The 26,084-nt window shown below is 64.3% G+C and carries 22 protein-coding genes and 1 tRNA gene; 11 read left to right on the top strand and 12 right to left on the bottom strand.

All coding sequences use genetic code 11. From position 1 onward, the window contains the following. Nucleotides 1-86: 86 nt before the first annotated feature. Nucleotides 87-497, top strand: coding sequence for a hypothetical protein (locus JN280_RS30200; RefSeq protein WP_202307745.1), 411 nt, complete (start codon nucleotides 87-89; stop codon nucleotides 495-497). A 213-nt stretch (nucleotides 498-710) separates the two neighbouring features. On the opposite strand, the gene JN280_RS30195 is transcribed toward JN280_RS30200, so the two are convergent. Continuing rightward, nucleotides 711-1,046, bottom strand: coding sequence for a VOC family protein (locus JN280_RS30195; RefSeq protein WP_202307744.1), 336 nt, complete (start codon nucleotides 1,044-1,046; stop codon nucleotides 711-713). 240 nt (nucleotides 1,047-1,286) lie between these two features. Between JN280_RS30195 and ppdK the strand changes: the two genes are divergently transcribed. Then, nucleotides 1,287-3,953 carry a pyruvate, phosphate dikinase gene (gene ppdK, locus JN280_RS30190; protein WP_202307743.1) on the top strand — a complete coding sequence of 889 codons (2,667 nt, stop codon included), beginning with the start codon at nucleotides 1,287-1,289 and terminating at the stop codon, nucleotides 3,951-3,953. Nucleotides 3,954-4,160: 207 nt separating this feature from the next. Here the strand turns inward: ppdK and JN280_RS30185 are convergent, their stop codons facing one another. The 4 genes from JN280_RS30185 to JN280_RS30170 form a co-directional block, all read right to left on the bottom strand. Beyond that, nucleotides 4,161-5,288 (bottom strand): glycosyltransferase family 4 protein, encoded by a 1,128-nt coding sequence (locus JN280_RS30185; RefSeq protein WP_202307741.1) that lies wholly within the window; start codon nucleotides 5,286-5,288, stop codon nucleotides 4,161-4,163. Further along, the gene (locus tag JN280_RS30180; protein WP_202307739.1) at nucleotides 5,285-6,829 is read right to left on the bottom strand and encodes a hypothetical protein; all 1,545 of its coding nucleotides are present in this window, start codon (nucleotides 6,827-6,829) and stop codon (nucleotides 5,285-5,287) included. The genes JN280_RS30185 and JN280_RS30180 overlap by 4 nt, the downstream gene beginning before the upstream one ends. A gap of 300 nt (nucleotides 6,830-7,129) precedes the next feature. Beyond that, nucleotides 7,130-7,504: a DUF427 domain-containing protein gene (locus JN280_RS30175; RefSeq protein WP_202307737.1), complete on the bottom strand. Its 375-nt coding sequence runs from the start codon at nucleotides 7,502-7,504 to the stop codon at nucleotides 7,130-7,132. 186 nt (nucleotides 7,505-7,690) lie between these two features. Next, nucleotides 7,691-8,161, bottom strand: a complete 471-nt coding sequence (locus tag JN280_RS30170) for a hypothetical protein (RefSeq protein WP_202307735.1) — start codon at nucleotides 8,159-8,161, stop codon at nucleotides 7,691-7,693. 197 nt (nucleotides 8,162-8,358) lie between these two features. Between JN280_RS30170 and JN280_RS30165 the strand changes: the two genes are divergently transcribed. Next, nucleotides 8,359-9,987, top strand: coding sequence for a fatty-acid--CoA ligase (locus tag JN280_RS30165; protein WP_202307733.1), 1,629 nt, complete (start codon nucleotides 8,359-8,361; stop codon nucleotides 9,985-9,987). 169 nt (nucleotides 9,988-10,156) lie between these two features. Continuing rightward, nucleotides 10,157-10,972 (top strand): DUF1499 domain-containing protein, encoded by an 816-nt coding sequence (locus JN280_RS30160; protein ID WP_202307731.1) that lies wholly within the window; start codon nucleotides 10,157-10,159, stop codon nucleotides 10,970-10,972. A gap of 211 nt (nucleotides 10,973-11,183) precedes the next feature. Here the strand turns inward: JN280_RS30160 and JN280_RS30155 are convergent, their stop codons facing one another. Further along, a complete protein-coding gene (locus JN280_RS30155; RefSeq protein ID WP_202307729.1) occupies nucleotides 11,184-12,089 on the bottom strand; it encodes an MBL fold metallo-hydrolase in 906 nt (301 codons plus the stop codon). A 118-nt stretch (nucleotides 12,090-12,207) separates the two neighbouring features. Here JN280_RS30155 and JN280_RS30150 point away from each other — a divergent pair, with 118 nt between their 5' ends. From JN280_RS30150 to JN280_RS30125, 6 genes are all read left to right on the top strand, one after another. Further along, nucleotides 12,208-12,792 carry a biotin transporter BioY gene (locus JN280_RS30150; RefSeq protein ID WP_202307728.1) on the top strand — a complete coding sequence of 195 codons (585 nt, stop codon included), beginning with the start codon at nucleotides 12,208-12,210 and terminating at the stop codon, nucleotides 12,790-12,792. Between the two features lie 232 nt (nucleotides 12,793-13,024). Next, nucleotides 13,025-14,161, top strand: a complete 1,137-nt coding sequence (locus JN280_RS30145; RefSeq protein ID WP_202307727.1) for a DegT/DnrJ/EryC1/StrS family aminotransferase — start codon at nucleotides 13,025-13,027, stop codon at nucleotides 14,159-14,161. A gap of 270 nt (nucleotides 14,162-14,431) precedes the next feature. Next, a complete protein-coding gene (locus JN280_RS30140; RefSeq protein ID WP_202307726.1) occupies nucleotides 14,432-16,297 on the top strand; it encodes a polysaccharide biosynthesis protein in 1,866 nt (621 codons plus the stop codon). 118 nt (nucleotides 16,298-16,415) lie between these two features. Continuing rightward, nucleotides 16,416-16,490: transfer RNA gene (locus tag JN280_RS30135), tRNA-Gln, on the top strand. A gap of 68 nt (nucleotides 16,491-16,558) precedes the next feature. Next, nucleotides 16,559-16,828 (top strand): ribbon-helix-helix domain-containing protein, encoded by a 270-nt coding sequence (locus JN280_RS30130; RefSeq protein WP_202307725.1) that lies wholly within the window; start codon nucleotides 16,559-16,561, stop codon nucleotides 16,826-16,828. Then, nucleotides 16,818-17,177, top strand: a complete 360-nt coding sequence (locus JN280_RS30125; protein ID WP_202307724.1) for a type II toxin-antitoxin system RelE/ParE family toxin — start codon at nucleotides 16,818-16,820, stop codon at nucleotides 17,175-17,177. Before JN280_RS30130 ends, JN280_RS30125 begins: the two co-directional genes overlap by 11 nt. A 220-nt stretch (nucleotides 17,178-17,397) precedes the next feature. Here the strand turns inward: JN280_RS30125 and JN280_RS30120 are convergent, their stop codons facing one another. The 5 genes from JN280_RS30120 to JN280_RS30100 all read right to left on the bottom strand — a co-directional run bounded on the left by JN280_RS30120 (nucleotide 17,398) and on the right by JN280_RS30100 (nucleotide 23,585). Then, nucleotides 17,398-18,348, bottom strand: coding sequence for an ABC transporter permease (locus JN280_RS30120; protein ID WP_202307723.1), 951 nt, complete (start codon nucleotides 18,346-18,348; stop codon nucleotides 17,398-17,400). Beyond that, nucleotides 18,345-19,286 carry an ABC transporter permease gene (locus JN280_RS30115; RefSeq protein WP_202307722.1) on the bottom strand — a complete coding sequence of 314 codons (942 nt, stop codon included), beginning with the start codon at nucleotides 19,284-19,286 and terminating at the stop codon, nucleotides 18,345-18,347. The genes JN280_RS30120 and JN280_RS30115 overlap by 4 nt, the downstream gene beginning before the upstream one ends. Beyond that, nucleotides 19,283-20,749, bottom strand: coding sequence for a sugar ABC transporter ATP-binding protein (locus tag JN280_RS30110; protein WP_202307720.1), 1,467 nt, complete (start codon nucleotides 20,747-20,749; stop codon nucleotides 19,283-19,285). The genes JN280_RS30115 and JN280_RS30110 overlap by 4 nt, the downstream gene beginning before the upstream one ends. 204 nt (nucleotides 20,750-20,953) lie before the next feature. Continuing rightward, nucleotides 20,954-21,967: an ABC transporter substrate-binding protein gene (locus JN280_RS30105; protein ID WP_202307718.1), complete on the bottom strand. Its 1,014-nt coding sequence runs from the start codon at nucleotides 21,965-21,967 to the stop codon at nucleotides 20,954-20,956. An 85-nt stretch (nucleotides 21,968-22,052) separates the two neighbouring features. After that, nucleotides 22,053-23,585, bottom strand: a complete 1,533-nt coding sequence (locus tag JN280_RS30100; RefSeq protein ID WP_202307716.1) for a UxaA family hydrolase — start codon at nucleotides 23,583-23,585, stop codon at nucleotides 22,053-22,055. Between the two features lie 135 nt (nucleotides 23,586-23,720). Between JN280_RS30100 and JN280_RS30095 the strand changes: the two genes are divergently transcribed. After that, the gene (locus JN280_RS30095; protein ID WP_202307714.1) at nucleotides 23,721-24,485 is read left to right on the top strand and encodes a GntR family transcriptional regulator; all 765 of its coding nucleotides are present in this window, start codon (nucleotides 23,721-23,723) and stop codon (nucleotides 24,483-24,485) included. Here JN280_RS30095 and JN280_RS30090 read toward each other — a convergent pair. Then, nucleotides 24,425-26,011, bottom strand: coding sequence for an ABC transporter substrate-binding protein (locus JN280_RS30090; protein WP_202307712.1), 1,587 nt, complete (start codon nucleotides 26,009-26,011; stop codon nucleotides 24,425-24,427). The two genes, JN280_RS30095 and JN280_RS30090, sit on opposite strands and share 61 nt — an antisense overlap. Between the last annotated feature and the right edge of the window lie 73 nt (nucleotides 26,012-26,084).

Raw genomic sequence — 26,084 nt, 5'->3', positions numbered from 1 at the left:
GTCCAGTGGGACGCGCAAAGGACGTTCTGGCTTCGAATCCGAGCTTCGTGCTTTCCGAAAATCGAGTACGATCTTGGGAAAGCACGATGCGATTAGGAACGAATCTCATGACGGAAGAGGAACGCGCGCGAGGCGGAGAATTGGCAACGGCGCTGAAGGGGCTTCATCGCGCGCTGATCCGCGCCGAGGCCGGTGACGATCCGGAACTGCAGAACCCCTATACGCTGCTTTTCGCCGTCATCGGCGATCCGCGCTTCAGCTGGATGGGTGCCCTGTCGCAACTCATCGTGCAGCTTGAAGAGGCGCTCGACGACAAGGAGGACATTGCGGAACTCGCTCCCTTCCTGACCGCGGCCGGACAGTTGCTCGGCGAGGAGGAGGGCACACAGGCCGAGTTTCGCCTGCGCTACCTGATGGCCTTGCAGAAGGAGCCCGATGTCGCGCTCGCGACAGGCGCACTGAGACGTGTCCTCACCCGGCTCGCCCAGCCGCGATAGTGCGGCGGGTGGCTACCGGCCCGAAGAACGTACTCGATTTTCGGAAAGCACGATGCGTGGGTTCAAAGTGCTGGAGTGTCCTTTGCGCGTTCGGATGGAAGCGCGGCGCTCCACATCATGTCGCACGAAAAAGCATTCACGCGACGCGCTGCAGGTTCTTGATTTGCGCATGTCCTTATCCCGAAACCACGGCACCCTTTCGGGAGACATGTTCTACTGTCCCCAGACCGCCAGTTCGTTGCCGGCTGGATCGACGAAATGGAAGCGTCGTCCTCCAGGGAACGAAAAGATCGGCTTGACGATCCTGCCGCCGGCTTCCTCGACCGCTGTCAAGGTCGCTTCGAGTTCCCTGGAATAGAGGATGGGGAGCGGCTTTGCCTGCTCCTGGGTCTGGAACCCTCCTTCCAGACCTTCGTCGAACGCGGTGTAGTTCGGGCCGTAGTCGGTGAAGGACCAGCCGAAGGCCGCGCTGTAGAAGGCCTTGGTGCTGTCCAGCGTCGAACCCGTGGCGGACATTTCGATATAGTCGAGTTTGCCGGTCTCTTTCATCGCGCACCTCACTCGTTCTCTTTATGTTCTATACGGCCAGGAGGGCAGCCGCAAGCATGAATGTCATGGGTTGCGACGCTGTCGAGCGGCCTGCGCATAGGACATCGGTGCTTTCCCCCACGCCCGGCTGGCGCTGATCCCCGCGTTTTTCCAGTACTTTTTCTTCAACCGATTTTATCGTGGCGGCGTTCTCCACGAACGAATAAGAGGGCTGGACCGGAACCTTCAGAGGCGCGCGCGATGACGAAATGGGTCTATACGTTCGGGGATGGTGCGGCGGAGGGCAGGGCCGGCGACCGCACGCTTCTGGGCGGCAAGGGTGCCAATCTCGCCGAGATGTGCAGCCTCGGCCTTCCCGTACCGCCGGGCTTCACCATCACGACGGAAGCCTGCAACTGGTACTACGCGAACGGCCGTTCCTATCCGTCCACGCTCAAGGCCGGAGTCCAGTCGGCGCTCGATCATGTCGGCGCACTGACAGGCCGCAGCTTCGGCGATCCCTCGCGCCTGCTGCTGGTTTCCGTGCGTTCCGGCTCCCGCGCCTCGATGCCGGGCATGATGGACACGGTGCTCAATCTCGGCCTCAACGACGTGACGGTCGAGGCGCTGGCCAGGGATGCGGGCGACGCGCGTTTCGCCTATGACAGCTATCGTCGTTTCATCCACATGTATTCGGATGTGGTCATGGGCCTTGACCATGAGGTGTTCGAGGAGATCCTCGAGGAGGAAAAGGCCAGGCTCGGCCATGAACTCGACACCGAACTGTCGGCCGGCGAGTGGCAGGACGTCATCGCTCTCTATAAGGCCAAGGTCGAGGAAGAATTGGGCGAGCCCTTCCCCCAGGATCCGCAGGAGCAGCTCTGGGGCGCGATCGGGGCGGTGTTCTCGAGTTGGATGAACCATCGCGCCATCACCTATCGCCGGCTCCACGACATTCCCGAGAGCTGGGGCACGGCCGTCAACGTCCAGGCCATGGTTTTCGGCAATATGGGCGAAACATCGGCCACCGGCGTCGCTTTCACGCGCAACCCCTCGACCGGCGAGAAGATGCTCTATGGCGAGTTCCTGGTGAATGCGCAGGGCGAGGACGTCGTCGCCGGTATCCGCACGCCGCAGAACATCACCGAGGCCGCCCGCATCGCGGCCGGTTCGGACAAGCCGTCGCTGCAGAAGCTGATGCCGGAGGCGTTCCAGTCCTTCGTCGAGATCTCCCAGCGGCTGGAGACGCATTACCGTGACATGCAGGATCTCGAATTCACCATCGAGCGTGGCAAGCTGTGGATGCTGCAGACACGCTCCGGCAAGCGCACGGCCAAGGCAGCGCTCAGGATCGCCGTGGAGATGGCGGCCGAGAAGCTGATCACCCGCGAGGAAGCCGTTGCGCGTATCGATCCGGCGTCCCTCGACCAGTTGCTGCATCCCACGATCGACCCCAAGGCCGAGCGCAATGTCATCGGTATCGGCCTGCCTGCCTCGCCGGGCGCGGCCACGGGCGAGATCGTCTTTTCATCCGACGAGGCCGAGGAACTGAAGGCGCAGGGGCGCAAGGTGATCCTGGTGCGGGTCGAGACCAGTCCCGAGGACATCCATGGCATGCATGCGGCCGAAGGCATCCTGACCACCCGCGGCGGCATGACCAGCCATGCGGCCGTCGTCGCGCGCGGCATGGGCAAGCCCTGCGTCTCCGGCGCCGGATCGCTGCGCGTCGACTACCGCAACGGCACGCTGTCCACGCTCGGCACGACCTTCCGCAAGGGCGACGTCATCACCATAGACGGCGCTAACGGCCAGGTGCTGAAAGGCGCCGTCCCGATGTTGCAGCCGGAGCTTTCCGGCGATTTCGCTGCGATCATGGAGTGGGCCGATGCGATTCGGCGCATGAGGGTGCGCACCAATGCGGAGACGCCGTCCGATGCGCGCATGGCGCGGTCCTTCGGTGCCGAAGGAATTGGCCTTTGCCGGACCGAGCACATGTTCTTCGAGGACGACCGGATCGTGGCGATGCGTGAGATGATCCTCGCCGACACGGAGAAGGAGCGCCGCGCCGCCCTGTCCAAGCTGTTGCCGATGCAGCGCTCCGATTTCGTGGAACTGTTCGAGATCATGGCGGGCCTGCCTGTCACCATCCGTCTGCTCGACCCGCCGCTCCACGAATTCCTTCCGAAGACGGAGGAGGAGGTGGCCGAGGTCGCCGCGGCGATGAACGTGTCGGCCGAAAGGCTGCGCCAGCGCACCGAGGCGCTGCACGAGTTCAATCCGATGCTCGGTCACCGCGGTTGCCGTCTGGCGGTCTCCTATCCCGAGATCGCCGAGATGCAGGCGCGCGCCATCTTCGAAGCAGCGGTGGAAGCGGCGAAGAAGACCGGTGCGCCGGTCGTGCCGGAAATCATGGTTCCCCTGGTCGGGCTGAAAGCCGAGCTCGACTACGTCAAGAACCATATCGAAACCATCGGCAAGGAGGTGATGGACGAGGCGGGGGTCAAGATCGAGTTCCTGGTCGGCACGATGATCGAATTGCCCCGTGCCGCGATACGCGCCCATGTGATCGCCGAAGCGGCCGAATTCTTCTCCTTCGGGACGAACGACCTGACCCAGACCACCTTCGGCATTTCCCGCGACGACGCCGCATCCTTCCTCGAGACCTATCGCCGCAAGGGTATCATCGAACAGGATCCTTTCGTGTCGCTGGATGTCGACGGCGTCGGCGAACTGGTGCGCCTAGCGGCCGAGAAGGGGCGCGTCACGCGTCCCGCCATCAAGCTCGGCATCTGCGGCGAGCACGGCGGGGATCCCGCCTCGATCAGGTTCTGCGAAGAGGTGGGCCTCGATTATGTCTCGTGCTCGCCCTTCCGCGTGCCGATCGCCAGGCTGGCGGCGGCGCAGGCCGCGGTGCGCAAGCAGGCCTGAGCCGGCAGCGACGGCGCCGATTTCGCCGCGATACGGTCGTTGGGCGGAGCCGCCTGTGCGCGAAGGGTGGTCAAATGCCGTTTGGCCTCGAAGGAAGGGCTTCACCCTCGTGCGCCCGAGTGGAACGGGTGGGAGGGAACCGACGGCGTCATGACTGAGCGTCACGCCCCTGACGGGCAGGAGCATCAAGCGGCGTCGCACTTCTGTTCAGAGGCCTTCCGGAGGGGCCGGCCAATGCTCGGCCTCGATCAGGTCGCAGGCAACGTCGACGCCGGAATAGAGCTCCGGATTGGCGCCATAGGCAATGCCCCTGCGTGAAAGGTCCTCGTTGCCGGCGCCACCGACGTCACCAAGAAACCTGCTGAAGGTGTCGGCCGCGAAAGGGCCGGTCACGACCTTGCCGGCGCCAGCCTCCAGGATCCGCCCGGCAAAGCCGCATATATCAGTGGTCACGACAGGCAGACCGTTCACGATCGCCTCCAGAATCACGGCCCCTGCGACTTCGACTCGCGCCGGATGGGCGAGCACATCGGCCGCCGCGACTGCCTTGAAGAAACGGTCTCCCGAGATGTAGCCCATGCATCGGATGCGGTCGCCCACGCCGAGTTGCGCGGCGCGGGCGAGGGGTTTTCGCATCTTGTGATCGCCGGAGCCGAGGCCTCCGACCAGCAGGCGTGCGCGGGGATGGTCGGGAAGCGCTTCGATGACGCGGTCGAGGCCCTTGATTTCCGGCTGGAGGCCGAGCCAGAGCCAGGCCGGCTCGTCCGGCGCCAATCCCAGTTCTGCCCGTGCCGCCGGCCTCAATTGATCGCGAAGCTCGGGCCGCCGCCGCGTTTCCGCAATGGCGGGGGGGATGACGGCGACACGCTCGCGGCTCGAGGGATAGCGCTCCACGGCGGCTCGCATCTGGGAAAGGGCGACGCCGATGATCCGCGTCTTGGCCGGTGTGTCGAAACAGCCCTGTTCAAGCCGGGCAAAGGTCCGGAATCTGGGAGTCAGGCGCTTGAGAAAAGGCGTGTCCGCGCGGTTGCGCAGCGCATCGGCCAGAAACAGGATTTCGGCACCGGGCGCGGGCTGGAACGCGACGGTTCGGTCGAAACGTCCGTTCGTCGCATTGACGAAGGCTGTGGCGAAGGCCGCGGCGCGCACGTGATTCGATGATGGCTTGCGCCGCGGGGCGATCGATACGACAGGAAACTTCACATCCGGACAAGCGCCGGCTACGAACAACGTTGCCTCGTGGCCGCGGCGATCGAGTTCCGCCGCGATCCGAAGGCAGTTGTCTTCGAGCCCGCCGCGCGGCTGCAGCCGGTGGATGCCGAGGGCGATCCTCATTGACTGGCGGGGGCCGGCTTCGACGGCGGGCTGCAGTGCGTCATCGCCCGGCACATGGCGAACACCTGAACGAAATTCCCGTCCGTGCCAAAGAATGTCTGGACCACCTTGGGCGGACGGCCATTCGGAAACGGTGCCTTGAGATCGGCGGTGCCGGTCGCATAGACAAAGACGTCGATCTGCCCGTTCTTCTCGAACGCCGGACGGGGGAGCGAGAGGATCTCGGTGACCCCTGCCACATTCCGATAGGTGTGACCCGAGAAATAGGCGATACGCGGCTCGTTCATCCAGATGTTGGCGGTTGCCGGCACGTTCTCGCGGATCCAGGTCGCTGCATCCGTATATTGCCCCAGTCGTCCGTGCTTCGGGGTGTCCAGAACCCAGCTTATGGCGACCGCGATGACGATGGAGGGAAAGACCAGAAAGGCCCGGGGGCGCCCCATCAGCAGTTCTCGCCAACTCGCGGTCGCGCAGGCGACGGTCGCGAACATCGCGATCAGGGCGAAGCCCATGGCGTAGCGCCAGTCGAGCAGCGCCTTCATGAAGGTGAACAGGATCAGCATCGGCAACTGGCCGGCCGCGAACCAGACCACGGTGAGGTTGGCCTTTTGAGGCAGCAGGCGATGCGGCAGGAACGCGAAGAGGCCGAAGAGTGTATAGACCGGCGTCAACGCGCGCACGATCTGGATGAGCGCCAGTCCAACAGCGATGGCGACATAGGCCTGCCATCCGTGTCCGGAGCCGAGCACCAGCACATCCTTCTCGAGGATGTCGACGCGCTCGAGAATGGCGGGGCCGAAGATCGACATCTTCTGCGGCAGGACTTTGCCCTCGATCCATCTGGCGAAGGTACCGCTCGCCCATATGCCGAACATGAACGGCAGTATTGCGGATACCGCGATGACGAAGACGGCGATCGTGCTGGCCTGCTGGGTAACGGTCCTGAGCCGGATGAGGATGTAGTAGACGGCGACAAGCGCTGCCAGATAGAATCCTTCGATCCGGAACAAGGTCGCGGCGGCCAGTGCTGCGAGCAGGGCGAGCTTCCTGAACAGCGACGGCTGCTGGTTGTCGGCTACCGCGAAGTAGACGGCGACGAGGAAGAAACAGAGATAGCCGTTGTCGCGTATCACCCAGGATCGCAGTTCCGTGAGCTGAGGCTGGAAAACGATCATGATCGTTGCGACCGTCACAAAGGCCCGGTCGCCATTGGTCAGCCGATAGGCGAGCGCGACAAAAGTGACGGTCGTGCCGAGCGTCAGGACGCCGTTGACGACCTGCGCGGCGAGCAGCGCCGACAAGCCGGTGAGCGACATGACCCCTGAAATCAGCAAGCTGTAGAACGGCCAGCGATAGATGGCCATTCCGTCGGCGAAGCGACCTTGCGAGAAATACTCTGCCGCTCTCAGGTACAGCGAGGCATCGGGATTGGGAATCGACGTCGCGTAGGCGCCCCAGATCGACAAGGCAACGCTGGCCATCGCCGACAGAATGTAGTGCCACCGAAATGTCCGACAGCCCTCGCCATGGGAACTGCTCACCGTTGCGTCACCTGAATCAATGCACGTAGGGGCTCCGTCATGGGGAGGCTATGCACCAGAACAGCGCAGGCGTCCATGCGTTCGATATTGTCGATGGAAAGTTGCTGCACGCAAAAGCTTAATGCGCTGTGAAGAAGATGTTCAGATACCACCAAGGCAGTCTGCCGGGCATGGCGCCGTTGCCTCTCGATTCTGCTGTGAATGACGGGTGGGATTCCTTGGTTCGAGATCGACGAATCGCCTCGAGTCACCTTGTGGTGCTTCGAAGGCGCAGTCCCTCGCTGATCGTGACGCTTCGGCTCACCGCGTCTCGACCGTCACCCGGTCGGGATAGAACGCGCCATGATCCTTGATCTCCGCCATTTCGTCGAAGGGTGCCTCATAGGCCCACATCGCATCCTTCGCGCCGCCCTTGACGCTCCAGTAGCTCGCATCGCCCTTGTAGGGACAGTGGGTCGAGGTCGATGTCTTCTCCAGGGCGCCGAAATCGATATCGCCGAAGGGAACATAGAGGACCGGCGGATAGGGCACCTCCGTGAGCAGCTTCGCGCGTCCCGAATCGGCTATGATCCTATCCCCGGATCGAACGGTGACCGTGCCCTCGTAAGGCGCGACGCTGATCGACTTGCCCGGGTTGCGAGCGAAGCCAGGTGACGGATTCCCTGACGTCTTCATCTGCTGGCCCTCCTGAGGAAGCGACGTTGTCCCTCTGCGTCCGTGATGGACCTGCCGGCGCGGGACGGCACCAATCGCTTCTTTGTATGCCTGACGCAACGAGGTGGGCGCAACCCCTGCCTTTTATATCCCGCGCAGGAAGCTTCTGTTTCGCTTCGAACGTCGCGGCGGCGGCCCTTGCTGGAGTCAAGCCGCCGACTGGTACGCGTCGAGCACGCCGGCGTAGGAGCGAGCGAGCGCCGCAAGCGGGTTGGTGCTGCTCTCCACCGGTTCGATCCGCATGACACCCTCGGGCGGCAGAATGACGAGGGCGACCCGGCGATCGCCGCCTGTGCCCAACGTCACCGCGGCCACGTGCCGGCAATCGTCGACATTCTCCAGCCGCATCTGGAACAGGAGCTCCCCGCCGACGGCCGCGAGCGCCATGCGGACGGACTCCTCGAAATCCTCCAGGTCCGGCAGGTCGGGCAGCGCATCCTCGAATTGGGACGGTGTCAGGTCGATTTCGGACAGAAGTTCGCCCAGGGTCGAGGGATCGGGGTCTTCAGCCGCAGGCTGGATGTTTTCGCGCATTTCGATCGCGAAGCTTACTCCTGCCGCAACCGCAGGCAGCTTCACGGGGACGGCGGTCCGACGGACCTCGCTGGTCGCGTCCATGGGGAGCCTCTCGCTAGTTTACGCCTCTTACTCTTTGAGCCCCACCAACCTGGAAGGATTTCGCGCGAGAATGGCGGTATTGTGACGAGGCCCCTTTGCCGACTTTCATCGATGCCCCAAGGGAAGCCGCGTCATTCCTCTGGACAAAGCGCGCGTGTCGCTCTCAATTATCCGCGAGGTAATTTCGGGAGGATTCAATGCTCGGCTTGATGCAGGAATGGCCGCTGCTGTGCCACAAATTGATCGACCATGCGGCTTTGCAGCATGGCGATCGCGAGATCATATCGCGCTCCATCGAAGGCCCGATCGTCAGGACGAATTACGGCGAATTGCGCAGCCGGTCGCTGAAAGTCGCCCAGCGACTCGAGCGCGATGGCTTCGGGCTCGGCGATCGCATCGCTACGCTGGCCTGGAACACCGCGCGCCATCTCGAGGCCTGGTATGGCATCATGGGCATCGGCGCGGTCTATCACACGCTCAATCCGCGCCTTTTTCCGGAACAGATCCTATGGATCATGAACCATGCGGAGGACAGGGCCGTTTTCGTCGACCTGACCTTCCTGCCGCTGATCGAGAAGGTCGCCGGCGGGGTGAAGTCGCTCAAGCAGGTCATCGTGCTCACCGACAAGGCGCATATGCCGGCGACTTCGCTGCCGAACGCCGTCGCCTACGAGGAGTGGCTGGGCGAGGCCGACGGCGATTTCGCCTGGAAGAGCTTCGACGAGAACACCGCCGCAGGCATGTGCTACACATCGGGAACGACCGGCGATCCCAAGGGAGTGCTCTACAGCCACCGTTCCAACGTGCTGCACGCGATGATCGCCTGCATGCCCGATGCGATGGGCATTTCCTCGCGCGACGTGGTGCTGCCTGTCGTGCCGATGTTCCACGCCAATGCCTGGGGACTAGGCCAGAGCGCGCTGATGATCGGCGCCAAGCTCGTCATGCCCGGCGGCAAGATGGACGGGGCATCGATCTACGAGCTTCTCGATAGCGAGAAGGTGACTTTTACCGCCGCCGTGCCGACGGTCTGGCTCATGCTGCTGCAGCATCTGGAGGAGACGGGTAAGAAGCTGCCTCATCTCAAGAAGGTGGTGATCGGCGGTTCAGCCTGTCCGCGCGCCATGACCCAGAAGTTCCAGGACAACTACGGCGTCGAGGTGATCCATGCATGGGGCATGACCGAGATGAGCCCGCTGGGCACGCTCGGCACGATGAAGCCGGTTCATGACGGATTGGAGGGTAATGCCCGGCTGGACGTCCAGCAGAAGCAAGGGCATGCGCCGTTCGGCGTCGAGATGAAGGTGACGGACGATAACAATGTCGACCGGCCGTGGGACGGCAAGACCTTCGGACGATTGAAGGTGCGGGGTCCGGCAGTGGCCAGGGCCTATTACGGCGGGGCCGGCAAGGAGCAATTCGACGAAGAGGGTTGGTTCGACACGGGCGACGTCGCCCATATCGATGCCAGCGGCTACATGCAGATCACCGACCGGGCCAAGGACGTCATCAAGTCGGGCGGGGAGTGGATTTCGACGATCGATATCGAGAACCTCGCCGTCGGCCATCCCGATGTCGCCGAGGCTGCCGTGATCGGTGTCGCCCACCCCAAATGGGACGAGCGGCCGCTGCTGGTGGTGGTGCGCAAGGCTGGCAAGGAGCCGTCGAAGGACGACATCCTCGGCTACATGAACGGCAAGATCGCCAAATGGTGGATGCCTGACGATGTCGCCTTCGTCGCCGAGATTCCCCACACGGCCACCGGAAAGATCCAGAAGACTACGCTGCGCCAGCAGTTCCAGGACTATCGCTTGCCGACTGCCTGATACGGTCGCACAACCGTCCTTTCTGAAACCGCAGCGTCTTCGCCGTGCCCGCTTGAGCGGGCACGGCCGCTGTATCCCTTCGGACCGGCGCATCGTATTCCACCGAAATCGATTCCGATTCTCGGACCGATGCGTTAGAACGCGCCCGATGGTCTTGATGCGAAGTGGCATGGCGGTTCTGGTTGAGCGGCGCTCGTCGTCAGCCGCGGCTTGGTCGCGGCGACTCGCGTGGTTCGATGCGGTGCTTTTCGTCGTCGCTGGACTGGCGCATCGCTACAGCCTGCTCGAGACCGTCGCGTTGTTGTGGATCCTCGGGATCGTCGGCGCCCTGGCGGTCGCAGCCCTCATACTGGCGGCAACGGGTTTCTCCCGTGTCTGGGCGCTCGGTGAGCGGGGTGCCTCGAATGCTGTGTTGGGCGGCCTGATTGCCCTCGCCGTGCTGACGCCGTTCCTCGTGTCGGGTTACCGCGTATTCGTCTATCCGCAGCTCAATGACATCTCGACCGATCTTTCCGACCCGCCGCTGCTTGCGGCCGCGGCCGGGCTGCAAACCGATACGATGATTCCGGTCCCGACGATCGGCGCGGACGCCGCGGCGATCCAGCAGGAAAACTACCCGGAGATCACCGGTCGGCGCTACGAACTGCCGATCGACCGCGTCGAGCCGATCGTCGAGGGCCTTGCCGCCGCGCATGGCTGGACGGAAATCGGCAGATACTCGTCGAATGGGCCTAGCGAGTTCGATCCCGGCGCCGTCACGATCGTATTCGTCGCCCGTACGACGATCCTGGGTTTTGCGTCCGACGTCGCGATCCGCCTCGCGGACGAGGGCGGGTCCACCTATGTCGACATGCGATCGGCATCCCGGTTCGGCCGGCACGACCTCGGCGACAATAGCAGGCGGATCGCCGGGTTTCTCGACGAGACGGACAAGGAAGTCGAACTCCAGGCAGGCGTAGCCGCGCCGGAGTCCCCGGAGAACTGACGCCAGCGGTTAACGAGATCGACGCTGCGGCACGCCACCGCGCAACGCCACTGGTGCGAAAGCCAAGCGGCCCGGAGGGGTCGCGCCAGCGATTGGGGGCGGGTGGATGCGTCAGCATCACACCGACCGGATGTGTCAACATCCGGCGCCTTGCTATGAGAGCCGGCGAGACCGACGGGAATCGATCGAAGTTGTTTCGGCCTTGGCGCGACTATCTCAGCCAGTACTCCGCGTCGATGGCGACGGCTGCCGGCGTGGCGACGACATCGCGCGCGACGAGATCCTCGAGCTGGGCGAGCACGGACAGACCCGCAGCTCCGTGCAGCCGCGGGTCGGTGTCCCGGTAAATGGCCCTGACCATTTCGGAGATGGTGCGGTCACCCGCTGCCAGCCGCTCGACGATCGCCCTTTCCCGCATCTTCCGGTGCGCCTTCAGGCCGCGCATGAAAGCCTGCGGCGCGGTGACCGGCCCGCCGTGGCCGGGCAGGAATGATCGATCGTCGCGTTCCAGGAGCTTGTCGAGCGACGCCATATAATCCGCCATGGCGCCGTCGGGCGGAGCCACGATCGAAGTGGACCAGGCCATCACGTGATCCGCGGAGAACAGGAGGCCCGTGCCCTCGAGCGCGAAGACTGCATGGTTGGCCGCGTGGCCGGGCGTGTGGATGGCCCGCAACGTCCAGCCGTCGCCTTCCACCAATGCCTGATCGGCCAGCGCAACGTCGGGGCGGAAGCTCGTATCGGCGCTGGCATCGAGCGGATTGAGCTCGCCGATTCGCAGCGGCCGGGCGGGGCGATGCGGTCCTTCCGCATAGACCGTCGCGCCCGTGCGCTCCTTGAGGCGCGTGGTCAAGGGGGAGTGATCGCGATGCGTATGGCTGACGAAGATATGGCTGATCGGCCGACCGGCAGCCGCCCTCAATATGGCGGCAAGATGCGCCTCGTCCTCCGGACCCGGATCGATGACGGCCAGGGCGTGCTCGCCCACGATATAGGTGTTGGTGCCGTGGAAGGTGAATGGGCTCGGATTCTCGACCGTCAGCCGAAGCACATTGGGTGCTATCTGGACGGCGTGGCCATAAGCGGGGTCGAAGGTCATGTCGAATTCCAGAGCCACGGCCGTGCTCCTCCGTTGTGCGGTATTGCGCAGCAAAATCGTTTGCCGCTTAGCACGGAAGCCAATATACCGAAACCCGATCGCCGGAGGTTCCGGCCCGCACAGGAAGGGTTTATTCATGGCCGTCGCTGCAGTCTCACGTCCGCTCATCTCCCTTGCGTTCCCGCAGGACGGGGTAAGCCGCCTTCTGATGCAAGCGGTGGCGGTGATCGCGGGCACGGCCTTGCTCGCGCTCTCGGCGAAGGTGACCGTTCCCTTCTGGCCGGTTCCCATGACGCTGCAGGTCCTCGCCGTGTTCCTGATCGGCGCCGCCTATGGGCGTGATCTCGCCTTCGTGACGCTGCTCACCTATCTCGCCCAGGGTGCGGTCGGCTTGCCTGTCTTCGCGACCGGTGCCGGTCTCGCCTATATGGCGGGGCCGACGGGTGGCTACCTGGTCGGTTTCGTCGTCGCGGCCACGATCGCGGGCTGGGCCGCCGACCGGGGGCTGGACCGTCATCCCGTGAAGCTCTTCGCCGCGATGCTCGTCGGCGAGGTGGCTATTCTCGGACTAGGCGCGGCCTGGCTTGCTTATCTGTTCGGCGCGGAGAAGGCGATCGCCTTCGGCGTCGGGCCGTTCATCGTGACGGACCTCGTCAAGGTCGCACTCGCCGCGGCGATCGTGCCGGCCGCCTGGAACCTCGTCGAGCGCTTCCGCGGCTGAGGCGGCAAAGCGAGGACGATTGGAATACAGGCGCCGCTCCCGGCGCCTGATTCATTTGGGACGCCGCCGCGCCAGGCGTTCTTTTCCGGACGCAACAAATCGTCATTGCGATCGCAGCAAAAGCCCGACAGGCCGCTGGCAAAAAGCCTGACCGCGGTCTAGGGAACCTCCCGGCCCATGGCAGCCGCCACATCGGTTCCGTGGCCCGATCGAAATCGGGAACCATATTGGCATGAAGACTCCGATCCCTTTCATCGACCTTGCCGCCCAGCAGGCTCGCATTCGCGATCGTGTGGAGGCCGCGATGCGGCGGACGCTCGACCATGGCGCCTACATTCTCGGGCCGGAGGTAGGTGAATTCGAAACCCGGCTGGCCTCTTTCTGTGGCGCGCGCCACGCCATCGGCTGCTCGAACGGCACCGACGCGCTCGCCCTGGTTCTGATGGCCAGGAACGTCGGCCAGGGACAGGCGGTGTTCTGTCCCTCCTTCACCTTCGCCGCCACGGCGGAAGTCGTCGCCTGGCTCGGCGCAACTCCTTACTTCGTCGACATCGAGCCGGACAGCTACAATATGGATCCGGAAAGCCTGAAGGCGGCGATCCGCGAGGCGAAAGACGCTGGGCTGAAACCGGCCGGCATCATCGCTGTCGATCTCTTCGGCCTTCCTGCCGACTATGACCGGCTCGAGCCGGTCGCCGCGGAGAACGACCTCTGGCTGCTTTGCGACGCCGCACAGAGTTTCGGCGCCACCTACAAGGGGCGCAAGGTCGGCACGATCGGCATGGCGACGACCACCAGCTTCTTTCCGGCCAAGCCGCTCGGCGCCTATGGCGACGGCGGCGCGATGTTCACGAATGACGACGATATGGCGCAGCTCTTGCGGTCGCTGCTCTTCCACGGCAAAGGCGAAGACCGTTACGACAATGTCCGCATCGGCATGAACGGCCGGCTCGACAGCCTGCAGGCCGGCATTCTGATCGAGAAGCTGGCTATCTTCCCCGATGAGATCGAAGCCCGCAACCGGATCGCGGCCGCCTACGACGAAGGATTCGGCAACGTCCTGGTCACGCCTTCCGTGCCCGCTGGCTCGGTTTCGGTCTGGGCGCAATACACGCTTCGCGCGCCGGGTCGCGACCGCGACGCGATCGTGGCCGCGTTGAAGGACAAGGGCGTGCCGACTGCAATCTATTATCCGAAGCCCCTGCATATGCAGACGGCCTACAAGGGCTTCCCGTCGGTCGGCGGCAGTCTGCCTGTCAGCGAGAGCGTTGCGAAGGAAGTCTTCAGTCTGCCGATGCACGCCTATCTCGATGCCGAGACGCAGGGTTTCATCATCGATTCCGTGCGCGCGGTGCTCAAGGCGGCTTGAGCCGGAAACAGGCATCACCCGGAGCATCGGACCGGTTTCGAGGTAATTCGACTGAGCCGCAGCACCGATTCCACCGCTCCGGGCGTGTGTCGATTGTTGGGGCCGGCCACCGATCGCGCGCATTGATTTGCCCCGGCATTCGCGCGATAAGGACCGCGCGTCGCTCCGTGGCACCGCGGACGAGGGGAAACATGCACGATCGCGAACATTCCTCGCCGGGCAACACGGCGACCGTTCCAGCCACCCGCCACATGTGACGATAGGGCGACCGTGCTGAACGCATCCTCCACCTGGCTCATCTCGATGCCGCGGGCACGAAAGCGTGTGCTGCTCGGCATCTTCGATTTTTTCGTCCTGTTTCTGGCGCTCTGGCTCAGCTACTCGATCCGGCTGAGCGAGTTCTTCCAGCCAAGCGCGAAGCAGGTCGGACTGATCGCCGCCGCCCCGGCCATCGCGCTTCCGATCCTCTATCAGTTCGGCTTCTATCGTGTCGTGGTTCGTTACGTCACCGAAGCCACGCTTTGGACGATCATGAAGGCGTTGGCGCTTTCGATTCCGCTATGGCTCGCAGTGGTCTATATGACCGAGCTCCGCGGCATCCAAGGCGCGCCGCGTACTGTGCCGATCATCTATTTCATCGTCGGTACGGCGCTGTTGTCCGGCAGCCGGTTTCTCGCTAAGCGCCTGCTCGGCGCGGCAGTCGAAGACGTCGTCAATCAGAAGCGGATACTGATCTACGGCGTCGGTCCCGTGGGGCATCAGCTTTCGGCCGCCCTCAGACATGATCCGCGCAACCTTCTCCTGGGGTTTCTGGACGACGATGCGCCGCTTCACGGCGCCGAGGTCGGCGGGTTGCGCGTCTATGATCCCGCCAGGATCATCAAGCTGATCGCGACGCTCGACGTGCAGGAAATCATCGTCTGCTCCGACAAGGTCGCGAGCGCGTCGAAAGCGGCGATGTTCCGAACGCTTGCCAAGACGCCGGTCCGCCTCAGCTTCCTGCCGTCCGTGGCGAGCGGCTTCGGCGGGGATCTGGTGTCGAGGGTCAGGGACATCGGCATCGACGATCTTCTCGGCAGGCCCATGGTCCCGCCGGATCCGGCGATTCTAGAGGCCCCGATCAACGGCAAGACGGTGTTGGTCACAGGTGCCGGCGGCTCGATCGGGTCGGAACTCTGCAAGCAGATCGTCACGCTGCGGCCCAAGGCGCTGATCCTGTTCGACGTCGATGAATTCGCCTTGTACGAGATCGAACGTGCGCTGCGGGAGCAGCCGGGTTGCAAGCCCCTGCCCGTGCTGGGTTCGGTCACCGACGAAGCGGCGGTACGCCGGCTTTTCGAAAGCCATGCAATCGACACGGTGTTTCACGCTGCTGCCTACAAGCATGTGCCGATGGTCGAGATCAATCCGATCAGCGGTATCGCCAACAATGTCCTCGGCACCTGGGTGGTGGCGCGGGCCGCCCACGAAGCCCAGGTCGAGTATTTCGTACTCATCTCGACCGACAAGGCCGTGCGGCCCACCAATGTCATGGGCGCCACCAAGCGCTGGGCCGAGATCATCGTGCGCAGCTTCGCGTCTCATGACCAGACGGGCAATGGCAGGGGCCGCTTCTGCTCCGTACGTTTCGGAAACGTCATCGGTTCGCAGGGTTCGGTCGTGCCGCTGTTCAAGGAACAGATCGAGAAGGGCGGGCCGCTGACCCTGACCGACGAGAAGATGACCCGCTACTTCATGGCCACCAGCGAGGCGGCGGAGCTCATCATCCAGGCGGCGAGCCTATCGAAACAGGGCGAGATCTTCCTGCTCGACATGGGCGAGCCGGTACGCATCCGTGACCTGGCCGAGAACATGATCAGGCTGGCCGGGCTTTCCGTGAAGGACGACGACAATCCAGGCGGCGACATCGAGATCCGGGTTGTCGGCTCGCGACCGGGCGAGAAGCTTTTCGAGGAACTGTTCTACGATCCCGCAAATGTCGAGCGGACGGTCCATCCCAAGATAATGTACGGCAAGAAGCAGCCGCGCGAGAGCTGGCATCTGCGCGAGGAACTCGCCAGACTCGAAGCCGCCGTAAGGGATGGAGATCACAAGGCGGCCCGCGAGATCCTGTTCGCCTTCATAGAGACGACCTGACCGGCCTCCCGGTGAATCTTGGATTGCTGTGGCTCAATCCACCGCATTCTTTTGCAGGTCATTGTCTTGCCAGGATGCAGTGTGTATAGACGCCTGCGCCGGTCGGATGACCGGTCGTTGGGGCGTCGCCAAGTGGTAAGGCAGCGGTTTTTGGTACCGCCATTCCCAGGTTCGAATCCTGGCGCCCCAGCCAGCTGCCCTCTGATGTGCCTTGACGAGAGTGCTACCAGGTAGCACCATGTACAAGAAAGAAGGGCGCCCATGACCGTCAAATCCTCCATCTCGCTGACCGACAGCCAGGACGCCTTTGCGCGCGAGCTTGTTGAGCAGGGACGATATCCGAGTGTCAGCGCCGTGCTTCAGCAAGGGCTGGAATTGTTGCGCCTGCGGACAGAAGGCGAGGAGCTTGAAGTTGCGGCGCTCCGAAAGCTTGTTAAGGCGCGCCGGGAGGGCGAATTCGTCTCTGGCGCGACGATGAAGGACAGGATTTCCGCTATCGCCAACAGGAAGCGCGCCGCGCATGGCGCATAAGGTCACGTTCTCGGTGGATGCGGAGCGTGATTTCGAACTTATCTTCGACTTTCTCTTCGAGAGCCGTATCGAATTCGGTGAAGCGGCCGGCACTGCGGTGGAGCGCGCCGAAGAGCGTGTTCAGTCAATCCGCGCGGATATTGAAGCACTTCCAAGAGCACCCTATGGCGGGACCATGCATGACGACGTCCTTCCCGGCCTGCGCGACGTCACGCTTGGCCGGGCCGTCGTCTGGTTCGATATTGTCGAAGACAAGGGCGATGTCCGGGTCCTCGCGATCTTCTTCGGTGGTCAGGATCACATGAGACGAATGCTGGTGCGGTTGCTGAGGCAGCATTCGGCCGCCTGATAACAGGTGCGTTGCGTCAGATGACAGGCCTCGTTTCGATCAGCGGCAGCCTCAACCGCCCCGGGGTTTGGCGGAAGCTCCAAGCCTTAAGAAGGTGAAGCCTCCGGGGGCCCGGAGCGGTTCACATTCTCGTGGCCTGATAGGCGCCGTCAGGTGGCGATACCTCTTGTCGAATATTCGTAGCCGTCGCTCAGGAGGTCCAGGCTGTTCCTCCGTTGTTTCAGCGCAAGGCCCGCTTGCCGCCGGCCAGTGTGATGACGCCGATGATGATCAGTCCGGTCAGCACCAGGCGTATGCCGGCGCCGAAGCCGAAGGTGTTGAGCATGGTGACCAGCAGGAAGAGCAGCATCGCCGCGCCCCACAGGCCGGGGAGATTGGCCGAGCCGCCGGCGACGGAGGTGCCGCCGATGACCACGACCGCAATCGAAGCCAGCAGATATTCCTGCCCCATATTGAGCGCCGCACCTCCGGAGAAGCCCGAAAGCAGATAGCCGTTGAGGCCGGCGAAGGCGCCGCACAGCACATAGGTCGCGAAACGGGTCCAATCGACCGGCAGTCCGGCAAGCCTCGCGGCGCGCGCATTCTGCCCGATGGCGGTAACGGTCCGGCCGTAGATCGTACGATGAAGCACGACGCTCATGGCGCCAGTGACGAGGATCATGACGACGGCGAGCACCGGAACGCCCCAGAGGACCAGGGTCGTGAACTCGGCGAGCATGGGCGGCGGCTTGATCCGGATTCCGCGGCTGTAGGAGATGGCGGCCGAAAGCACCACGAAGCTCGACGAGAGCGTCGCGATGATCGGCGGAATGCGGAGCAGGCGGATCAGCGCGTGGTTGAGCATGCCGACGCCGGCGCCGCAGCCGACGGCGATGGCCAGACCAGGCAGGATCATCGAATCCTGCGTATCCATGATCTTCATGGCGACTGCGCCCGCGAGCGTTATCGTTGCCGGAATGGACAGGTCGACATTGCCCGGTCCAAGAGTGATCACATACATCTGGCCGATGGCGACCACGACCGAGAAGGTCGCGAAGGAGAGGGCGGCGGTAAGCACCTCGCCGCCGCCGCGGCCTTCGGTGAATGCGATCGTGGCGAGCCAGACGGCCAAGGCTCCGATATAGGCCCAGAGCCAGGGTCTGTCCGCAAGCCGACGGAGCCGTCCGGTCATGCTGCGCGCGCCTCCGTCCGGTTGATGAGGACCCGCAGCGCCAGCACGACGATCAGGATGATGCCCTGGGCGCCGATCTGCCAGTCCGGGTCGAGGCGCAGGAAGGACAGGAAGGAGCCTGCCAGGGTCAGCGTCATGGCGCCGATCACGGCGCCGACAGGCGAGACGCGGCCGCCGGTGAATTCACTGCCGCCCAGGATAACGCCGGCGATCGACAGCAGCGTGTAGCGCAAGGCTATGTTGGCGTCGCCTGATGTCGTCAGCCCGACCAGCGTCAACCCGGCGAACATGCCGAACAGGCCGGCGAGCGCGAACATGACGACCTTGGCGCGAAGCAGCGACCAGCCGGCGCGTTCGACGGATCGCGGATTGCCGCCGGCTCCGCGCAGCACCGCGCCGTAGGCGGAGCGCATCAGGCCGACATGGACGACAAGGGCGAGCAGGATCGATGCCCAGATCGCGAGGGGCAAAAGCGGCGTCTTGAAGGTCATGGCGGCACGCAGCCAGTCCGGCGCCTTCCCGCCGGGGGTCGGCAGCACCAGTATGGCGAGGCCGAGCCAGACGAAGGACATGCCGAGCGTCACCACGATCGACGGCAGGTTCCTGACATGGATCAGCGCGCCGACGGCGGCGTAGGCCAGCACGCCCCCGGCGAGCGTTGCAACGCCCAGTGCGGGATCGTCGCGCAGCCAGGTCGCGCCGACGCAGGCTACGAAGCCGACATAGGCGCCGATCGACAGATCGAGCTCGTTGATCGTGATCACGAACATCTGCGCGATGGTCGCGAAGGCGATCGGCAGCGCGAGGTTCAGCAGCAGGTTGAGCCCGACATAACTCATCGCCCGCGGTTGCATATAGAAGACCGCGGCGAGCAGCACCGCCAGCGACAGGGCGGGCAGGGCGACACGGATATGGCGCGCCAGCAACGACTGCGTCATGCGGCGGCCTCGAAGGATGATTGCAGGACCTTCTCTTCCGTCAGTTGGCTGCGTGGCAGATCGACCACGATCCGGCCGTCGCGGAACACGTAGACGTGGTCGCAGTGTTTCAGTTCGTCCATCTCCGTGGTGTACCAGAGGAAGGTCCGCCCCTTGTCCGCCTCGGCGCGCAGCATAGCGTAGACGTCCTGCTTGGTGCCGATGTCGACGCCGCGCATCGGGTCGTCCATCAGGATGATCTCGGCCGCCGAGCTGAGTGCGCGCGCGAACAGAACCTTCTGCTGGTTGCCGCCCGACAGCGAAAGCAGCGGGTTGGCGACGTCGTCGGTACGGATCCCCATGCGTTTGCGCCAGGCCTCGGCCATCGCCTTTTCCTGCGCGGGCTCGATGAGGAAATGGCGCGTCATGCCGGCGAGCGAGGCGATTGTCATGTTCTCGGCAATCGACCAGAGCGGAAAGACACCGTCCGTCTGTCGATCCCCCGCAACGATCGCAGCCGGGGCTGAGACGGAGACGCCGGCCACGCGTCGCCCGGCACCCTCGAAGATACGGAGCAACATTTCGGTCTGGCCATGGCCGCCGAGGCCGGCGAGTCCGACGATCTCGCCCCGATGGGCTATCAGCCCGCGTCCGCCGTCCTGTCCGACAGGAATTGCCGCGACAAGCGGCGTGCCGCCAAGCCGCTTCGAGGCGGCAGCGCCCGAACTGGTCTCGCGCACCACGCTGCCCATGCTTTCGACCAGCGTCGCGCGGCTGAAGGTGAAAGCTTCGCGCTCCGCCACCACCTTGCCGTCGCGCATGACCACGATGCGGTCGGCGGTAGACAGGATCTCGCCGAGAAGATGGGAGATCAGCACGACCGCACCGCCTTCGGCCACGAATGCCCTGACATGGGCCAGGAGTTGTCCCGCAAGCACCGCGTCCAGGGAGGAGGTCGGCTCGTCGAGGATGACGAGCTTGACCGGCCGGTCGGAGACCGAAAAGGCGCGGGCGATCTCCACCATCTGACGCCGGGCGATCGAGAGGTCGCCGACCGTGGCGTCGGCCGCGATACCGTGGCCGGGGAAGATCGCGTCGAGCCTGTCGAGAATGAGCCGGGCGGCCCGGCGCCGCCAGCCGAACCCTCTCAACGAGGGATGCATGATGCGCGCATTCTCGGCCACCGACAGGTTCGGACAGAGAGACAGCTCCTGGAAGACACAACGGATGCCGTGCGCGTTCGCGCCGGCGACGCCGTAGCTCCCGGTGAGGTCGAGCCCGTCGACCAGGATCCGCCCGCTATCGGTCGCGAGCGTTCCGGCCAGAATGTGCATCAGCGTCGATTTGCCCGCGCCGTTGTGGCCGACCAGGCCGAGGCAGCGCCCCGCGGCGATCTGCAGATCCACACTGGCCAGCGCCCGGACGGCGCCGAAACTCTTGGCCACGCGATCGAGATGGACGAGGGAGGCAGAAGGCTGCGACATGAGGCTACAGCATTTCCGAATTCGGAGTGACGAGGTGGAGCTCCCTCGCGCGCCCGATTCGCGGCCGGCTTCCCCCGGACGACGGGGAGAGGCGGGCCGCCCGCGGGTCTTGCCTCCGGCAAGCCCGAGGACAGGCTCCGTGGTCAGGCGAGGTGGCCTCCAGGGTCGGCAGCATCAATGGCAGCGCCCTCTGCCTATATCCGTCTATTTGGCGCCGGCGATCACCTTCTGCGCATCATCGAGCGAGTACTCGGTGTTGGCGACGCCGCCCTTTTCGGTCGTTTCGAGATTCGTCTCCAGTGTGTCCTGGTCGATGCGCAGGAAGGGAACCGTCAGGTCTTTCGGCACTTCCTTGCCGTCGAGAATCTGTTGGGCGACCCAGAATGCGAGGGTGGAAACCCCAGGTGCGATCGACACCGACATGGTCTCGTAGCCGCCGGCGTCCTTCTGCTCTTTCCACCACGCCAACTCGTCCTGACGATTGCCCATGATGATCAGCGGGGTCGGACGGTTGGCCGCCTTGAAGGCCTGCGCGGCGCCGTAGCCGTCGCCACCCTGCGTTACCACCGCATGGATCTCCGGCAGCGACGGCAAGATGCCGGCGACAGCCTTCTGCGCGACATCCTGCGCCCAGTCGCCATGCACGGAACCAACGATCTTGAACTGCGGGTTTTCCTTCACGCCCTCATGGATGCCCGAGGAAATGGCGTCATCGACGAAGACTCCGGCCAGGCCGCGGATCTCCAGCAGATTGCCGCCCTGCGGCATCTTCTGCGCGAGATAGAGCACCTCGTCCTTGCCCATCTGCTTGAAGTCGACGGCGATGCGCCAGGCGCAGGGCTCGGTGACGATGCCGTCGAAGGAGACGACGACGATGCCCGCGTCGCACGCTTCCTTCACCGCTCCGTTCAACGCGTCGGGCGACGCTGCGTTGAGCACGATCGCATCATAGCCCTGCAGGATCATGTTCTGGATCTGGGCGGCTTGCTCCGTCACCTGGTTTTCGGCCGTGGTGAAAGGATCGGCGGCGGCCACCACCTTGTCGGTGACGGCCTGCCCGGTCACTTTCTCCCAACTCTTCAGCATGGCCTGCCGCCAGGAGTTGCCGGCATAGTTGTTGGAGAGCGCGATCTTCTTGTCCGAGGTGTCGGCCTGGGCAACACCGGCGGCGATTGCCACGCCGGCCGCCAGGATAGCGGTCGTGAGAATTCTCTTCATGATATTCCTCCCTTTTGCTTCCCCTTGGTCTTCGACTTCTCCGTCCGGTCGCCCGACCGGGCTGCTTCCTCCCCGGTGCAGGCGGCTACATGACGGCGCCGATCTGCCAGGGGACGAATTCGTTGTCGCCGTAACCCAGTTCCTCCGACTTCGTGCGCTTGCCGGACGCGACGGCGAGAATCTCCTCGAAGATCTCCTGACCCTTCTCTTCCACCGGAACGCCGGCCAATATGTCCCCGCAATTGATGTCCATGTCCTCGATCATGCGCTGATACATCGGCGTGTTGGTCGCGAGCTTGATCGAAGGCACCGGCTTGCAGCCATAGGCGGAGCCGCGGCCGGTGGTGAAACAGAGCATGTTGGCTCCGCCGGCCACCTGGCCGGTCGCCGAGACCGGGTCGTAGCCAGGCGTGTCCATGAATACGAAACCCCTCTCGGTGACCGGCTCGGCATATTCGTAGACGGCATTGAGCGTCGTCGAGCCGCCCTTGGCTGCGGCGCCCAGGGATTTCTCGAGGATGGTGGTCAACCCGCCCGCCTTGTTGCCGGGAGAGGGATTGTTGTTCATCTCGCCCGCGTTGCGGCTTGTGTAGTCTTCCCACCAGCGGATGCGCTCGACCAGCTTCTCGCCGACCGCCTGGTTCCTGGCGCGTCGGGTCAGAAGATGCTCCGCACCGTAGATCTCGGGTGTTTCGGAGAGGATCGCCGTGCCGCCGTTGCGAACCAATATGTCGGCCGCCACGCCGAGTGCCGGGTTGGCCGTAATGCCGGAATAGCCGTCCGATCCGCCGCATTGCAGCGCAAGCATGATCTCCGATGCGGGAATGGTCTCGCGCCTTGCCCGGTCGGCGATCGGCAGCATCTCCTTGATCCGTTCCAGGCCCTGCTCGATGGTCTTCCTGGTTCCCCCCGTGTCCTGGATGGTCATGGTGCGGAACGTGTCGCTCTCCTCGATGCCGTAGAGCTGCTTCATGCGGCCGATCTGGAACACTTCGCAGCCGAGGCCGACGAGCAGGACGGCACCGAGATTCGGATTGGCCGAATAGCCCCATTGGGTGCGCTTCAGCACCTCGAAACCCTCGCCGGACCCGGCCATGCCGCATCCGGTGCCGTGGGTGAAGGAAACCACCCCGTCGACATTGCCGAACTGTTCGAGGATGCCCGACCGGGTCGCGGCTTCTGCCATGAAGCGCGCGACAGATGCCGAGCAGTTCACGCTGGTCAATATGCCGACATAGTTGCGCGTGCCGGCCTTGCCGTTCGCCCGGCGATAGCCCTGGAAGGTCGCCTGTTCCTCGACGGGCAGGATGTTCTCGGCCCGCGCCGCCGCCGCGATCTGATAGTCGCGCTCGAAATCATGCATGAAGACGTTGTGCTCGTGCACCCAGTCGCCCGGGGCGATCGGCTTGCTGGCGAAACCGATGATCTGGCCGAATTTGATCACGGCTTCGCCCTCGGCGATCGGTCTCGCCGCGATCTTGTGGCCGAAGGGGATGCGCTGGCTGGTCTCCGCGCCGGGACCGATGACGGTGCCGGGCTCGATACGGTCGGCCGCCACCACGACATTGTCTTCGCCGCTCAGCCGCAATGTCCGTGAGGCGGCCTTGTCAGAGTTCATCGATGGTTCCTGTTCGCTGGCTGGCCTCGCCGGGCGAGGTGGCTGGATTGACGGATCACGCCATCGAGCATACTAACATGTTAGCATGAATCGCAAGAGCGAAACAGGGTCACCGGCCGGGATGCGCGAGCCGTCATGACGATGCTTTCGAGGCCCGGACGATTGGGTGCCCGGCCACAGGGCGGGGCCACCGAGCGCGTCGTCGACGCGTTGCGCGAGGCGATCGTGGCGCTTGAGATCCGGCCAGGCGCTATCCTGGACAAGAACGAGCTCGCGGCGCGTTTCGGCGTGTCTCGCTTTCCGATCTCGGAGGCGCTCAACCGGCTGAAGGCCGAAGGACTTGTCGAGATCAGGCCGCAGAGCAGCTCGACGGTGTCGCTGATCCGTCTCGCCGATGCCAGGGAGAACATGTTCCTGCGCCGCGCCCTGGAAGGCGAGACCATGGCGCTGCTCGCAGCGCGGCGCGATCCGGAATTGCTTGTCGAAGTGGAGCGGAACCTTCGTTATCAGAAGGCGGCGATGGAGGCGGGTGACCGTCCCGGCTTCCACCGGCTCGACCTGGAGTTCCACGACCTGCTGGTCAGCGCCGCCGGCTTTTCCCGGGTTCGCGCGACGGTGGAGAAGGCGCGGCTGGCACTGGACCGGGCGCGTCGGCTGCTCGGATCACCGCGCCGGCACGCGCTCACCTTCGCCGAGCACACGGCGATCGTCGATGCCCTTCGCAGGGGCGACGTCGAAGGTGCGCGCGCGGCGACGGGCGCGCATATCGATTCCGTCATGGAGGAACTCGAGGTGTTCTCGCGCGAACACCCCGAGGTCTTTGCCGACGGGGCGCGCGTTCAGGCGGCGAGCCAGCACATGGACAGCGCAAGGCCGCCCATCAATTCGCCCGATGGGTAAGGCACATAGCCTTCGACCTTCTCGGAGACGGCATCGATCCAGTCGTTGTACATCGGAATGATGGCGCCGCCGTCGTCGCGGACCATCAGGGCGATGTCGCGGTACATCGCCTTACGCTTGTCCTCGTCCAGTTCGGCCCGGGCCGCCACGACCAGCTTGTCGAAGTCCTCGCGCTTGAAGCGGGTTTCGTTCCAGTCGGCCGTCGACAGATAGGCCGTCGAATATTGCTGGTCCTGCGTCGGCCGGCCGACCCAGTAGGAGGCCGAGAAGGGCTTCTTGTTCCAGACCTCGGCCCAATAGCCGTCGCCCGGTGCGCGCTGCACGTCGAGCGTGATGCCCGCCTTGGCGCAACTCTGCTGGAAGAGCTGGGCCGCGTCGACCGCGCCGGGGAAGGCGACATCGGACGTGATGAAGGTGATCGGTCCGCTGTGGCCCGACTTCTTGTAATGGAACGCGGCCTTCTCCGGGTCGAACTCGCGCTGCTCTATGCCTTCGGGGAAGAGCGGATAGGAGGCGTTGACGGGGATGTCGTTCCCGACCGTGCCGTAGCCGCGCAGCACCTTGTCGACCATCTCCTTGCGGTCGACGGCAAGTTTCAGCGCCAGCCGCAGGTCGTTGTTGTCGAAGGGCGGCGTCGTGCACTGCATGGCGAAGACATAGTGGGCAGCGCCCGCAACGTTCTGGATCTTCACGCCGGGAACGCGCTTGATCAGGTCGACGATCTTCGGCTCCACCCGGTTCATCATGTGGATCTGGCCGCCCTGCAGGGCGGCGGTCCGGGCAGTGGCATCGTTGATGACCAGGATCTCGATCTGGTCGGCATGGCCGCGCGCCGTGTCCCAGTAACCCTCGTGGCGGGCGCCGATCTCGCGCACGCCGGGCTCATGCGCGGCTATCTTGTAGGGCCCGGTTCCGATGCCGGCGTCGGGACCATCCTTGCCGCCGTTCGGTTGGATAATGAGGTGATAGTCCGACATCAGGAAGGGCAGGTCGGCATTGGCTTCCTTGAGCGAGACGACGAAGTCGCCACCCTCGACCTTCATCGAATCGATCCCCCTCAGAATGCCGAGCGCGCCGGACTTGCTGCCTTCGCCGGCATGACGCTCGATCGTGGCCAGCACGTCGCTGGCGTCGAGTTCCTTGCCGTTGTGGAAGGTGACGCCCTTGCGGATCCTGAAGGTCCACACCTTGGCGTCGTCGGACGCCCCGACCTCTTCGGCCAGCCGGTTGACGAGCTTGCCCTTGTCGTCGATGTCGGTGAGCTTCTCGCCCCAGCAACGGGCGAAGGCGCCCGTCACCTGATTGTTGATCTTCGCGGGGTCGAGACCGTCGGTCGATTCCCCGCCGACCAGCCCGGCCTTCAGCGTGCCGCCTTTCTGCGGTCCGGCGGCGCGCGCCGCGCCGCCGAGCAGCGAACCGGCGAAGGCCGTGCTCGCCCCCAAGGCGGCCGCGCGGCCGAGAAACGCGCGCCGGCTGATCTTGCCGACGGCGACACGGCGAGCCAGATATTCGAGCTCACTGGACATCAAATCTACTCCTCGCTCTTGCTTCGGCTGGTCAAGCAGCCTCTTCCATCCCGAACGCATTAGGCAGGGCCCA

The sequence above is a fragment of the Mesorhizobium sp. L-8-10 genome (assembly GCF_016756635.1).
Taxonomy (GTDB): Bacteria; Pseudomonadota; Alphaproteobacteria; order Rhizobiales; family Rhizobiaceae.
The sequence above is the reverse complement of the archived record's forward strand: the minus strand, read 5'-3'. Positions and strand labels throughout refer to the sequence as shown.

Excerpts from the sequence above, each read along its gene's own strand:
- JN280_RS30200 (WP_202307745.1), top strand. The coding sequence starts at position 87 with ATGCGATTAGGAACGAATCTCATGACGGAAGAGGAACGCGCGCGAGGC.
- JN280_RS30195 (WP_202307744.1), bottom strand. The coding sequence starts at position 1,046 with ATGAAAGAGACCGGCAAACTCGACTATATCGAAATGTCCGCCACGGGT.
- ppdK (WP_202307743.1), top strand. The coding sequence starts at position 1,287 with ATGACGAAATGGGTCTATACGTTCGGGGATGGTGCGGCGGAGGGCAGG.
- JN280_RS30185 (WP_202307741.1), bottom strand. The coding sequence starts at position 5,288 with ATGAGGATCGCCCTCGGCATCCACCGGCTGCAGCCGCGCGGCGGGCTC.
- JN280_RS30175 (WP_202307737.1), bottom strand. The coding sequence starts at position 7,504 with ATGAAGACGTCAGGGAATCCGTCACCTGGCTTCGCTCGCAACCCGGGC.
- JN280_RS30170 (WP_202307735.1), bottom strand. The coding sequence starts at position 8,161 with ATGGACGCGACCAGCGAGGTCCGTCGGACCGCCGTCCCCGTGAAGCTG.
- JN280_RS30165 (WP_202307733.1), top strand. The coding sequence starts at position 8,359 with ATGCTCGGCTTGATGCAGGAATGGCCGCTGCTGTGCCACAAATTGATC.
- JN280_RS30160 (WP_202307731.1), top strand. The coding sequence starts at position 10,157 with ATGGCGGTTCTGGTTGAGCGGCGCTCGTCGTCAGCCGCGGCTTGGTCG.
- JN280_RS30150 (WP_202307728.1), top strand. The coding sequence starts at position 12,208 with ATGGCCGTCGCTGCAGTCTCACGTCCGCTCATCTCCCTTGCGTTCCCG.
- JN280_RS30145 (WP_202307727.1), top strand. The coding sequence starts at position 13,025 with ATGAAGACTCCGATCCCTTTCATCGACCTTGCCGCCCAGCAGGCTCGC.
- JN280_RS30130 (WP_202307725.1), top strand. The coding sequence starts at position 16,559 with ATGACCGTCAAATCCTCCATCTCGCTGACCGACAGCCAGGACGCCTTT.
- JN280_RS30125 (WP_202307724.1), top strand. The coding sequence starts at position 16,818 with ATGGCGCATAAGGTCACGTTCTCGGTGGATGCGGAGCGTGATTTCGAA.
- JN280_RS30120 (WP_202307723.1), bottom strand. The coding sequence starts at position 18,348 with ATGACCGGACGGCTCCGTCGGCTTGCGGACAGACCCTGGCTCTGGGCC.
- JN280_RS30115 (WP_202307722.1), bottom strand. The coding sequence starts at position 19,286 with ATGACGCAGTCGTTGCTGGCGCGCCATATCCGTGTCGCCCTGCCCGCC.
- JN280_RS30110 (WP_202307720.1), bottom strand. The coding sequence starts at position 20,749 with ATGTCGCAGCCTTCTGCCTCCCTCGTCCATCTCGATCGCGTGGCCAAG.
- JN280_RS30105 (WP_202307718.1), bottom strand. The coding sequence starts at position 21,967 with ATGAAGAGAATTCTCACGACCGCTATCCTGGCGGCCGGCGTGGCAATC.
- JN280_RS30100 (WP_202307716.1), bottom strand. The coding sequence starts at position 23,585 with ATGAACTCTGACAAGGCCGCCTCACGGACATTGCGGCTGAGCGGCGAA.
- JN280_RS30095 (WP_202307714.1), top strand. The coding sequence starts at position 23,721 with ATGACGATGCTTTCGAGGCCCGGACGATTGGGTGCCCGGCCACAGGGC.
- JN280_RS30090 (WP_202307712.1), bottom strand. The coding sequence starts at position 26,011 with ATGTCCAGTGAGCTCGAATATCTGGCTCGCCGTGTCGCCGTCGGCAAG.